Consider the following 8,971-nt stretch of genomic DNA (forward strand, 5'->3'; position numbering starts at 1 on the left):
GGCCGCGCTGGCGTTTTTCGCTGGTTTCCATGGCGGCATTGTCGCCGGTTTCGCCGAAATCGCAATGAAAAACTTTTTCATCGATTTCGATGGCCGGATTCATGGAAAACGAAAAAGCCAGTGGAATCAGTGTATAGAAGGGGTTTTCTCGAAATGAAAAATTATTCTGAAAAAATTGAAAAATGAAAACGACACTGGCATTGTCAACCAACCAACAATTTTGAGGAGGCTGGACATGGCCAGGATGCGCGCTGTCGATGCAGCGGTTCTCGTTCTCGAAAAGGAAGGCATTTCCTGCGGCTTCGGCGTGCCGGGCGCGGCGATCAATCCGTTCTATTCGGCGCTGAAGGCTAGGGGCTCGATCCGCCACATCCTGGCGCGGCATGTCGAGGCGGCCTCGCACATGGCCGAAGGTTATACGAGGGCCAAGGCGGGCAATATCGGGCTTTGCATCGGCACATCCGGCCCCGCCGGTACCGACATGATCACCGGGCTTTATTCGGCGGCGGCGGACTCCGTCCCGATCCTGTGCATCACCGGTCAGGCGCCGCGGGCACGGCTCAACAAGGAGGATTTCCAGGCGGTCGATATCGCCGCCATAGCCGTACCCGTCGCCAAATGGGCGGTCACGGTCATGGAGCCCTATCTCGTGCCGATGGCGCTGCAGAAGGCGTTTCACCTGATGCGCTCGTCGCGGCCTGGTCCGGTGCTGATCGACCTGCCGGTCGATGTGCAACTGGCCGAGATCGAATTCGATATCGATGCCTACGTGCCGCTTGTCCCGTTCAAGCCGGCAATGTCGCGCGCCCAGGCCGAAAAGGCCTTGGCGATGCTCAATGCCGCGGAAAAGCCGCTGATCGTCGCCGGCGGCGGCATCATCAACGCCGATGCGTCGGATCTGTTGATCGAATTCGCCGAGATAACGGGCGTGCCGGTCATACCGACATTGATGGGCTGGGGCACGATCCCCGACGATCACCGGCTGATGGCCGGCATGTGCGGGCTGCAGACCTCGCACCGCTACGGCAATGCGACCATGCTGGAAGCCGATTTCGTCTTTGGCATCGGCAATCGCTGGGCCAACCGCCACACCGGTTCGGTCGATGTCTACACCAAGGGCAAGAAATTCATCCATGTCGACATCGAACCGACCCAGATCGGCCGGGTGTTCGCGCCGGATCTCGGCGTCGTCTCGGACGCCGGTGCGGCACTGAAGATGCTGCTCGACGTCGCCACCGAATGGAAGACGGCAGGAAAGCTGCGCGACTGGTCGGGCTGGGCGAAGGAATGCCAGACCCGCAAGAAGACGATGAAGCGCAAGACGCATTTCGAGCAGGTGCCGCTGAAGCCGCAGCGCGTCTATGAGGAGATGAACAAGGCGTTCGGCCGTGACACCACCTACGTCACCACGATCGGCCTCTCGCAGATCGCCGGGGCGCAGTTCCTGCATGTCTACAAGCCGCGCAACTGGATCAATTGCGGCCAGGCCGGCCCGCTCGGCTGGACGCTGCCGGCAGCGCTTGGCGTGCGCGCCGCCGATCCGGATCGCGCCATCGTGGCGCTGTCGGGCGACTACGACTTCCAGTTCATGATCGAGGAACTGGCGGCCGGCGCACAGCACAAACTGCCGTATATCCATGTCGTCGTGAACAATGCCTATCTCGGCCTGATCCGCCAGGCGCAGCGCGGTTTTGCGATGGATTTCGAGGTGAGCCTGGCCTTCGAGAACGTCAACCGCGCCATCGATCCGGAGGCCGGCTACGGCGTCGACCATGTCGCGGTCGCAGAAGCAATGGGCTGCAAGGCGGTCCGGGTGCGCAAACCGGAAGAGTTCGCCGGCGCGTTCAAGGAAGCGCAGCGGCTGATGAAGGAATACCAGGTGCCGGTGGTGCTCGAATTCATCCTCGAGCGCGTCACCAACATTTCCATGGGCACGGAAATCGACAAGATCACCGAATTCGAGGACCTTGCCGAAAGCCAGGAGGATGCGCCGACGGCGATTGTGTTGCTCGATTAGGCGCGCCGATATTCAGGTGAGACAGGCCTGCAAACGGCGCCTTCCTGCGCTTCCGGTGCTCACGTACAGAAAGTACGTTCCGCTCCGGTTCTCGAAAGTCACCGTTTTCGACTCTGCCTGACCTGAATCTCAACACGCCTAGGGCCAAGCAGAAGAAGGAGAAAAAGAATGCCGCGTTTTTCAGCCAATCTGTCGATGCTCTTTGGCGAGCATGAGTTCCTCGATCGCTTCGATGCCGCAGCCCGCGCCGGCTTCAAGGGCGTCGAATATATCGGCCCCTATGATCATACGCCTGACGTGGTCGCGGCCCGGCTGAAGAAGAACGGCCTGACACAGGTGCTGTTCAACCTCCCGGCCGGCGACTGGGGCAAGGGCGAGCGCGGCATCGCGGTTTTGCCCGACCGCGCGCCGGAATTCCGGCAAGGCATCGCCAAGGCGATCAGCTATGCCCATGCGCTCGGCTGCGAGCAGGTCAATTGCCTCGCCGGCATCGCGCCGCAGGGCGTGGATCGTTCGGTGCTGGAAAATACTTTAGCCGAGAACCTCGCGTTTGCAGCCGAGAAACTGGAGCAGGCCGGCATCCGGCTTTTGATCGAGCCGATCAACACGCGCGACATACCGGGTTTTTTCCTGAACTATTCGGAGCAGGCGCTGGCGCTGATCGAGCGCGTCGGTTCGAAGAACCTGTTCCTGCAATACGACATCTATCACATGCAGATCATGGAGGGGGATCTCGCCCGTACCATCGAGGCCAACCTCGGCCGCATCGCGCATATCCAGCTTGCGGACAATCCCGGCCGTCACGAGCCGGGGACGGGCGAGATCAATTATCCCTTCCTCTACGAGCATATCGACAGGATCGGTTATGCCGGCTGGGTTGGAGCGGAATACAAACCGAAGGCGGGGACGGAGGCTGGGCTGGGGTGGTTTCGGGAGCTTAACGGGCAGGGGAGTGCCGCGGCTTAGGCGCAGTCGAACTCGCGTTCCTTCGCGCCCCCTCTGTCCTGCCGGACATCTCCCCCACGAGGGGGGAGATCGGACGTCATCCCGGCTTTCGCTCCCCAACATTGCAGGATGAGCGAGGCGCCGAAACTGCCAATCTCCCCACAAGTGGGGGAGATTGGCCGGCAGGCCAGAGGGGGGCGCGAAGGAACTCAGCCTCAACAAAGGAGACAACAATGGAAACCATCGGCTTCATCGGCCTCGGCATCATGGGCGCGCCGATGGCGGGGCATCTGCTCGATGCCGGCTACACCGTCGTCGCCAGCGACCACCGCTCGAAGCCGCCGGCCGATCTCGTCGCCAAGGGCTTGAGAAGCATCACCGGCCACGCGGCAGTGGCCAAGGCCGCGGATATCATCATCACAATGGTCCCAGACACGCCGCAGGTAGCCGACGTGCTGTTCGGCGACAATGGTGTCGCTTCCGGCCTGAGCAAGGGCAAGCTGGTCATCGACATGAGCTCGATCTCGCCGATCGAGACCAAGACCTTTGCCAAAAAGATCAACGATCTCGGCTGCGACTATCTCGACTCGCCGGTGTCGGGCGGCGAGGTCGGCGCAAAGGCGGCGTCGCTGACCATCATGGTTGGCGGCGAGGACAAGGCGTTCGAGCGAGCCAAGCCCGTGTTCGAAAAGATGGGCAAGAACATCACGCTTGTCGGCCCGAACGGCGTCGGCCAGACCACCAAGGTTGCCAACCAGATCGTCGTGGCCCTGACCATCGAGGCGGTCGCCGAGGCGCTGGTCTTTGCCTCAAAAGCCGGCGCCGACCCCGCCAAGGTCCGGCAGGCGCTGATGGGCGGGCTGGCGGCATCGCGCATCCTCGAGGTGCATGGCGAGCGCATGATAAAGCGCACCTTCGCGCCGGGCTTCCGCATCGAACTGCACCAGAAGGATCTCAACCTGGCGCTGGAAGGCGCCAAGGCACTCGGTGTCTCGCTGCCCAATACGTCGACCACGCAGCAGCTGTTCAATTCCTGCGCCGCCAATGGCGGGGCGAAGGAGGATCATTCGGCGCTGGTTCGCGCGCTGGAGCGGATGGCGGGGCATGAAGTGGGTGAATAGTGAACGGTGACGGTAAGAACGCTTTCCATTCAGCATTCACTATTCACTTTCCAAGGAACTTCCGTGCCGCATAAAGGCTCACCGCCGCGGCGTTCGACACGTTGAGCGAGCGGATGGCGCCGGGCATGTCGAGGCGGGCGAGTGTCGTCACCGTCTCGCGCGTCTTCTGGCGCAGGCCCTTGCCTTCGGCGCCGAGCACCAGCGCGATCTTCTCGCCTGAAAAACCCGTTTCGAGTTCGGCCGGCCCGTCCGAATCGAGGCCGATGGTCTGGAAGCCGGCATCGTGCAACTGTCCCAGCGCGTCGGCCAGGTTCTTCACCTCGATCTGGTCGATATGCTCCAGTGCGCCGGAGGCGGATTTGGCCAGCACGCCGGATTCCTGCGGGCTGTGGCGGGCCGTGGTGATCAGTGCGCCGGCGCCGAAGGCGACCGCCGAGCGCAATATGGCGCCGACATTGTGCGGGTCGGTGACCTGGTCGAGTACCAGCACCAGTTTCGTGTCGCCGAGCGTGTCGAGGCGTTTCGGCTTCAACGGTTCGGCTTCGATCAGCACGCCCTGATGCACGGCATCCGAACCGGTGATCTTCTCGATCTCCTTGGGCTCGACGAGTTCGGCCTTGAACGGCAAAGCGGCGAGGTCGGCGATCGCCAGCCGCTCGGCGGCATTGCGCGTCACCAGCATTTTACGGATCTTCCGCCGCGGATTGTCGAGCGCCGCCCGCACCGTGTGCAGGCCATAGAGCCTGACCAGCCCGTCGGCGGCGTTTTCGCCCGGCGGCACCGGCTGGCGCGGCCGGAAGGCGGGCGCGCCGCCAGCCTTCTCGTCGCGATGGGCGCGACGCAGCTTGGCGTAATGGGTGTCTTTGGCGGTCTTGGGCGTGTTGTCATTGCTCATGGCCGGCTTCTATAGCCGCGTCGCCGGGCTGTGGATACAGGCAGAAAGCCGGCTTGCCGGGCAGGCTGTCAAAATCAGCGCATTTTGCCTTGCGGTGCGGTTGACACCCACTGGCCTTGCCGCCATAAGGCGCTTCGCTGATTTCGGACAAAACCCTGGTTTCGACCTGATCGGCGAGAATGCCTCGTTGCAAGGCTTCGACGGCAGGCTGGAGAGGTGCCCGAGTGGTTAAAGGGGACGGACTGTAAATCCGTTAGCTTAGCTTACGTTGGTTCGAATCCAACCCTCTCCACCACTGCCAGCCCGCGAACCTTGAGGACGATGCGGGTATAGCTCAGTGGTAGAGCAGCAGCCTTCCAAGCTGAATATGCGGGTTCGATTCCCGCTACCCGCTCCAAATATCCCCACTCCGCATCAGATCTCAGCGAATATCTCGACAACGTTGCCGTCCGGATCGCGGAAGAACACTGTCCTGTGGCCCCATTCCTGGTCGGTGAGCGGCAGGACCGGCTGCACGCCCTTGGCCTGAAGCGCCTCGGCGCAAGCAGCGACCATCTCCGGCGCCACCCGGAATGCCAGCTGAAGCGACAGCGCATCCCGCTGCTGCGGCGTGTCATTGAACATCATGCCGAGGCTGGTCAAGGCCAGCGTGTTTGGGCCGACCCGATATTCGATCCACCTGTCGCCGAGTTCGCGCTGCAGATCAAATTCCATCACATCCCCGTAGAAGTGCCGCATGGCGGCCATGTCGCGGGCGAAGATGACGGTGTAGTCGATCTGACGGATTTCATTGAGCGCGTTCATTGTCGAAGTCCCGTGGGCTGATGTTGCGATCGCCCGCAACCTAGCTTTCCTTTAAAGTAGTACAAGACTATAGCTTATACTGGTATCGGAAGTGACTGCATGCCATACGACGGCCCACGGCACGACGAGCTTGCCCGCTTCCTGCGCGAGCGGCGGGACCGGTTGCCGCGGATCGATGGCGCCAATGGCCGCCGCCGGGCACCGGGCCTCAGGCGCGAAGAGGTCGCCGCCGAGGCGGGGATCAGCACCACCTGGTACACCTGGCTCGAGCAGGGGCGGGAGGTGAACGCATCGCCGCAGGTGCTTCGCTCGCTGGCGCGGGTGCTGAAGCTGAGCCGATCCGAGCAGGCTTATCTGTTCCAATTGGCGCGGCCCGATCTCGACTGGCGAAACCGGCTCGGCGAGCAAGGCCTGCCCAGCGCGCCGTTGCTCAGCCTGCTCGACGGGCTGGCGCCGCACCCGGCATATGTCGTCAATCGCTACTGGCAGGTCGTCGCCTGTAACCATCCGGCGGCGGTGCTGCTTGGGGATTTCGAGACGGATGATGAGTGGTCCGGCAGCCTGCTCGCCCGGCTGTTTCTCGACCTGGAATGGCGGCAGCGCTTTGTCGACTGGCCGGAGGTTTCGCGCTCGGCGGCGGCGCAGTTCCGGCTTGCCACTGTCGCCATGACTCGCGATCCGGTGCTGGCTGCGCTGGTTTCGTCACTGGAAGCGGCAAGCGAAGCGTTCGCCACGTGCTGGAATAGCCGCGACATCGCCGAGCCACCGATCTGGCGGAAATCCATCCGGCACCCTGTCGCCGGCGCGATGTCGTTCGATTTCGCCACGCTGCAGCCGGGCGGCCGCGACAGTGATTTCTCGGTTTCCGTCTACACGCCGGTCGATGCGTCGACTGCCAGGCGGTTCGCGGCGCTGGTCGCAGCAACGCCCGACAGCCGCAAGGCGGTGCCGGGCGTGTTTGCGCGTGATGCAGGCGCAGAAGTCTAGCTGTTGAAGGCGGACGCGACCTGGTGTTGCTGCGGCACCTGTCCGTTCGGCGTCAGTCTGTCGACAATGCCGGGCAGGGCTGTGGACAATTGCTTGAGCAACTCCTGCTCGTCCAGTCCGGTCCTTTGCGCGATCTCTCGAATGACCTGCGGGCCGATCGCCTTGCCGAGATCATTGGCGTTGATCGGCTGGTTCTGTCCGGTGCCGACCCAGGAGTCAGCGACATTGCCTTGGCCGGCAGTCTTGAGCTTGTCGAGCAGTCCGCCCAGTCCGCCAAGCAGGCCGCCATCCCCTGAGGCCGTGGTTCCGGTGGGGGCTGGCGTTTGAGGCTGGGCGGGCTCGCCCGTCTCTTCGGCACTCGTCTGTTCGGCGCTTCTGCCGCTCAGCATCTTTCCCACCAGCAGCGCGCCGAGCGCGATCATCAGCGGTTTGGTGATGTTGCCGCCAGGTACGGCGTTGTCAAAAAGTCCCATAGGTCAATCCTCCATAACGACCAAGCCCGTCCCGCCGGCTACAATGGAGCATGCGGGCGGAAATTCAAGTTGGCTTGAGCTTTTGGACAATCATGTGACCATGATCGGCCGGCGGGGGAATGGAGAGGAAAAATGGGCATCATCAGCTGGATCATCCTCGGCGTCATCGCCGGCTTTATCGGCAGCAAGATCGTCAACAAGACCGGCCAGGGCCTGATCATGGATATCGTGCTCGGCATTGTCGGCGCCATCGTCGGAGGGCTGATCTTCAGCGCCTTTGGCGCCACGGGTGTGACCGGCCTCAACATCTGGAGCCTGATCGTCGCCGTCATCGGCGCGGTGGTCGTGCTGTGGGCCTATCACCAGTTCTCCCGCAAGCGAACGCTTTAGGCGCCAGTCTGCCGACTGGTTGACCGCAGGACGGCCGAACCTGCTTCGACGCGTTGACTTGAAGGTCAGGCGACGACGGTCAGCCTTCGTTTGCGTTCATCGAGCGAGACGATGGTCAGCCCGCTCGCGACCACCAGCAGGATGCCGCAGACCGCCAGGGCATTCGGGAACTGCCCGAACACCAGCACGCCTGAGATGACCGCCCAGACGGTGAAACAGTAGTAGAACGGCGCCACGATGCCGGTCGGACCGACGCGATAGGCCATGAAGATGAAGAAATGGCCGAAGATCAGGAAGAATCCGGCGCCGGCCATGAGCAGCAGGTGCCGGGCTTCCGGCATCACCCAGCGCTCGGAAACGAGATGCGCGGCGCCCGCGCCGATCAGCACCACCACGACGGCGGAAATGGCGACGATCATGCCCGGCACCTCGGCCGCGACCCGCCTGCCGGCAAGATCGCGTGCCGCCGCCAATGCCGCGTTGCCGAGCGCCAGCAACGCATAGACCGAGATGCCCTGCATGGTCGGCTGGGCCACCATAAGCGCACCGATGAAGCCGAGCCCGATCAGCGCCATGCGCACGCCGCCGATCCGTTCGCCGAACAGGATGGAGGAGCCGACCAGCATCAAAAGCGGGGTGATCTGCCCGAGCGCGGTCGAATCGGCGATCTGCATGTTGGCCAGCGCCACGACGTAGCAAAGGATGGCCGCCAGCTCGAGCAGGTTGCGGCGCAGCACGCGTTTGTCGAAGATCAAAGGGATCTGCCTGCGATAGCCCAGCAGGAACAGCAGCGGCATGCCCCATAGCGTGGCCGCGACCCCGCGCAGGAACAGCACTTCATAGGACGGCAATCCCGCTGTGGCGAGCTTCATCATCGTGTCGTTGACGAGGTACGACCCCGTCGAAACGATCATGAACAGCGGGCCGCGTATGGAGGTCGGTATGAATTGCATGGGGCAACCAAATCAGACCGCCGCCGCAGCGGCAATGGGCCAGGCGCCGGCTGGAAATCCGGCAGGCAAAGGCCAGGACATGGGCGGGACAGGACATGGGCGGGAATAGCAAACAGGTGCTGGAGCCCGCAGCCCCCATTTCATTTCCGCTCGCGCGTTCCTATATCAGCGCCACATCCCCGCAATCGGATCATCGGTTGAGACCGAGTGGACAGCGCACCCGGCCACAAGGCACTTGTGTTTTTCGGCCGTAGTCGCTAATCGCCCCGCATTCGACTGAACTGAAGGTCAAGGCCGTCCAAGGAAAGAGACTATGGCAAAAGGTAAATTCGAGCGTAACAAGCCTCATGTGAACATTGGCACGATTGGCCACGTCGATCATGGCA

11 protein-coding genes and 2 tRNA genes are annotated in these 8,971 nt (G+C 62.7%); 8 read left to right on the forward strand and 5 right to left on the reverse strand.

Annotated elements, in window-relative coordinates; all coding sequences use genetic code 11:
• The first annotated feature begins 235 nt into the window (after positions 1-235).
• The 3 genes from gcl to NKI61_RS31175 all read left to right on the forward strand — a co-directional run bounded on the left by gcl (position 236) and on the right by NKI61_RS31175 (position 4,083).
• Entirely contained in the window at positions 236-2,017 is a 1,782-nt protein-coding gene (gene gcl, locus NKI61_RS31165) for a glyoxylate carboligase (protein WP_352842194.1), read from the forward strand.
• Positions 2,018-2,185: 168 nt separating this feature from the next.
• Positions 2,186-2,983, forward strand: a complete 798-nt coding sequence (gene hyi, locus NKI61_RS31170) for a hydroxypyruvate isomerase (RefSeq protein WP_023706964.1) — start codon at positions 2,186-2,188, stop codon at positions 2,981-2,983.
• A gap of 101 nt (positions 2,984-3,084) precedes the next feature.
• On the forward strand, positions 3,085-4,083 hold the full coding sequence (locus NKI61_RS31175; protein WP_352842196.1) for a 2-hydroxy-3-oxopropionate reductase: 999 nt from the start codon (positions 3,085-3,087) through the stop codon (positions 4,081-4,083).
• A 43-nt stretch (positions 4,084-4,126) separates the two neighbouring features.
• On the opposite strand, the gene NKI61_RS31180 is transcribed toward NKI61_RS31175, so the two are convergent.
• Complete coding sequence (locus NKI61_RS31180; protein WP_352842198.1) at positions 4,127-4,978, reverse strand: TrmH family RNA methyltransferase; 852 nt, start codon at positions 4,976-4,978, stop codon at positions 4,127-4,129.
• On the opposite strand from NKI61_RS31180, the gene NKI61_RS31185 reads away from it, so the two are divergent.
• From NKI61_RS31185 to NKI61_RS31195, 3 genes are all read left to right on the forward strand, one after another.
• Positions 4,977-5,210, forward strand: a complete 234-nt coding sequence (locus tag NKI61_RS31185; RefSeq protein WP_352740108.1) for a hypothetical protein — start codon at positions 4,977-4,979, stop codon at positions 5,208-5,210. The genes NKI61_RS31180 and NKI61_RS31185 overlap by 2 nt on opposite strands.
• A tRNA-Tyr gene (locus tag NKI61_RS31190) sits at positions 5,189-5,273 on the forward strand. Before NKI61_RS31185 ends, NKI61_RS31190 begins: the two co-directional genes overlap by 22 nt.
• A gap of 28 nt (positions 5,274-5,301) precedes the next feature.
• Positions 5,302-5,375 (forward strand) — tRNA-Gly (locus NKI61_RS31195).
• 17 nt (positions 5,376-5,392) lie between these two features.
• Here NKI61_RS31195 and NKI61_RS31200 read toward each other — a convergent pair.
• Positions 5,393-5,782, reverse strand: a complete 390-nt coding sequence (locus NKI61_RS31200; protein WP_023688409.1) for a VOC family protein — start codon at positions 5,780-5,782, stop codon at positions 5,393-5,395.
• Between the two features lie 99 nt (positions 5,783-5,881).
• Here NKI61_RS31200 and NKI61_RS31205 point away from each other — a divergent pair, with 99 nt between their 5' ends.
• Positions 5,882-6,769: a helix-turn-helix transcriptional regulator gene (locus tag NKI61_RS31205; protein ID WP_352842200.1), complete on the forward strand. Its 888-nt coding sequence runs from the start codon at positions 5,882-5,884 to the stop codon at positions 6,767-6,769.
• On the opposite strand, the gene NKI61_RS31210 is transcribed toward NKI61_RS31205, so the two are convergent.
• Complete coding sequence (locus tag NKI61_RS31210; RefSeq protein WP_023681465.1) at positions 6,766-7,242, reverse strand: YidB family protein; 477 nt, start codon at positions 7,240-7,242, stop codon at positions 6,766-6,768. The two genes, NKI61_RS31205 and NKI61_RS31210, sit on opposite strands and share 4 nt — an antisense overlap.
• A gap of 132 nt (positions 7,243-7,374) precedes the next feature.
• On the opposite strand from NKI61_RS31210, the gene NKI61_RS31215 reads away from it, so the two are divergent.
• The gene (locus NKI61_RS31215; RefSeq protein ID WP_352842202.1) at positions 7,375-7,632 is read left to right on the forward strand and encodes a GlsB/YeaQ/YmgE family stress response membrane protein; all 258 of its coding nucleotides are present in this window, start codon (positions 7,375-7,377) and stop codon (positions 7,630-7,632) included.
• A 65-nt stretch (positions 7,633-7,697) separates the two neighbouring features.
• On the opposite strand, the gene NKI61_RS31220 is transcribed toward NKI61_RS31215, so the two are convergent.
• Positions 7,698-8,585 carry a DMT family transporter gene (locus tag NKI61_RS31220; RefSeq protein ID WP_023695297.1) on the reverse strand — a complete coding sequence of 296 codons (888 nt, stop codon included), beginning with the start codon at positions 8,583-8,585 and terminating at the stop codon, positions 7,698-7,700.
• A gap of 190 nt (positions 8,586-8,775) precedes the next feature.
• The coding region (locus NKI61_RS31225; protein ID WP_352842204.1) for a hypothetical protein at positions 8,776-8,971 on the reverse strand (196 nt) is incomplete at its 5' end.

Origin of the sequence: Mesorhizobium sp. M0514, from assembly GCF_040321145.1 — a bacterium.
In the GTDB taxonomy this organism is placed as follows: Bacteria; Pseudomonadota; Alphaproteobacteria; order Rhizobiales; family Rhizobiaceae; genus Mesorhizobium.

Excerpts from the sequence above, each read along its gene's own strand:
- NKI61_RS31185 (WP_352740108.1), top strand. The coding sequence starts at position 4,977 with ATGGCCGGCTTCTATAGCCGCGTCGCCGGGCTGTGGATACAGGCAGAA.
- NKI61_RS31220 (WP_023695297.1), bottom strand. The coding sequence starts at position 8,585 with ATGCAATTCATACCGACCTCCATACGCGGCCCGCTGTTCATGATCGTT.
- gcl (WP_352842194.1), top strand. The coding sequence starts at position 236 with ATGGCCAGGATGCGCGCTGTCGATGCAGCGGTTCTCGTTCTCGAAAAG.
- NKI61_RS31205 (WP_352842200.1), top strand. The coding sequence starts at position 5,882 with ATGCCATACGACGGCCCACGGCACGACGAGCTTGCCCGCTTCCTGCGC.
- NKI61_RS31180 (WP_352842198.1), bottom strand. The coding sequence starts at position 4,978 with ATGAGCAATGACAACACGCCCAAGACCGCCAAAGACACCCATTACGCC.
- NKI61_RS31200 (WP_023688409.1), bottom strand. The coding sequence starts at position 5,782 with ATGAACGCGCTCAATGAAATCCGTCAGATCGACTACACCGTCATCTTC.
- hyi (WP_023706964.1), top strand. The coding sequence starts at position 2,186 with ATGCCGCGTTTTTCAGCCAATCTGTCGATGCTCTTTGGCGAGCATGAG.
- NKI61_RS31215 (WP_352842202.1), top strand. The coding sequence starts at position 7,375 with ATGGGCATCATCAGCTGGATCATCCTCGGCGTCATCGCCGGCTTTATC.
- NKI61_RS31210 (WP_023681465.1), bottom strand. The coding sequence starts at position 7,242 with ATGGGACTTTTTGACAACGCCGTACCTGGCGGCAACATCACCAAACCG.